General features: G+C 41.0%; 2 protein-coding genes. Both read right to left on the reverse strand.

Annotation, left to right across the window (positions count from 1 at the left end; all coding sequences use genetic code 11):
* Positions 1 to 44: 44 nt before the first annotated feature.
* Positions 45 to 917: an IS3 family transposase gene (locus LCL91_RS21830; RefSeq protein ID WP_224885601.1), complete on the reverse strand. Its 873-nt coding sequence runs from the start codon at positions 915 to 917 to the stop codon at positions 45 to 47.
* A gap of 17 nt (positions 918 to 934) precedes the next feature.
* Entirely contained in the window at positions 935 to 1,255 is a 321-nt protein-coding gene (locus LCL91_RS21835; protein WP_224885599.1) for a helix-turn-helix domain-containing protein, read from the reverse strand.
* Positions 1,256 to 1,331: the final 76 nt, after the last annotated feature.

Here is a 1,331-nt window from a genome sequence, read left to right on the forward strand (position 1 = left end):
GTGGTCAAGCCCCCTAAATATGGACACAGGCAAAATCCGAAATTCTAACTCGCTTTTTTATAGTCTTTATAGAAAGCTGACGGTGAAGCGAATCCAAGTTTTTGTTGGATTCGCTTTGTGTTGTAATAACGAATATACGATAAGCTGTTTTTTTGAAACGTCGCGCTATTAATAATCGGATAGAAGCACGGGAATTCTACCTTAAGTTGCGAGAAAAAGCTTTCTATCACCGCATTATCCCAACAGTTTGCCTTACGAGACATACTTGGAGTGAATCCCATCTTTTCGCTTAACTGATTGTACCGTAGAGAGCGATAAACGCTGCCCTGATCACTATGAAGAAGAACCCCTGAGAGACTTTTGAGTTTTCGCTTCTTTTGCGCTTCCCTCAACGTCGCTTCAATTAAATCTTGGTTCGGGCTGTCACTTAACTGAAAAGCTATGATTTCGCGATTAAACAGGTCCATTATTGTAGAGATATACCATTTCTTATCTTCAATGATGAGTTCTGTCATATCTGTTACCCACTTTTGATTTGGGTGCAGGGCTTCAAATTGGCGTTTTAATAAGTTTTCATAAACATAGCCGCCTGCCAGTGCCTTCACTTGTTTCGTAGCCTTCTTTTGACGGACGGTGGCTTTCAGATTTGCTTCACGCATTAAACGAGCCACTTTCTTGTGATTCACGATTCTGGCTTTTCGGCTCGTTTTCAAGTGTTTGGCAATGCGCTTAGCACCATAGGTACCTCGACGAATGGCATAAATTCGTTTGATACGTGTAAGCAGCGTTTTGTCTGAATCGTTGGTAACCTTTTTCGGGCGCTTCAAAGAAGCGTAGTAACCACTACGCGACACGTTTAATACTTGGCAAAGCAGTCGAACTGGATAATTGGCAGGATCCTTCCTCAAGTAGGAAATCGCTTCATACTTATGACTTACTCGTTCTCTTTGAGAAAGGCCTGGAACTTTTTTAGAATCTCATTCTCCAACTCTTTTTCTTTCAGTTTTTTCTCTAATTCTTTAATCCGTTTGGCGTCAGCTAAACTCCCCTTATCTTCCACTTTAGACCGTATCGCTTTAGATGAATCCTTTAATCCATCTTCACCACCGCTTTTATAGCGATGGATCCAGTTATAAATTGAATCTGCATTATAACCGGTTTCTTCTGCCACCACTCTGACTGGCTTACTTTCCTTTAGAACTTGATCAACGGCCCTTTTTCTTAATTCAAATGTAGAATGTGGTTTTCTCGCCATTACCTTTTTCCCCCTTAAACTCACTTGTCTCGTATCTTTATGATACCTCATGTGTCCATTATAAGGGGGTCAACCA

This window comes from Guptibacillus hwajinpoensis (genome assembly GCF_020171785.1).
GTDB lineage: Bacteria > Bacillota > Bacilli > Bacillales > Guptibacillaceae > Guptibacillus > Guptibacillus sedimenti.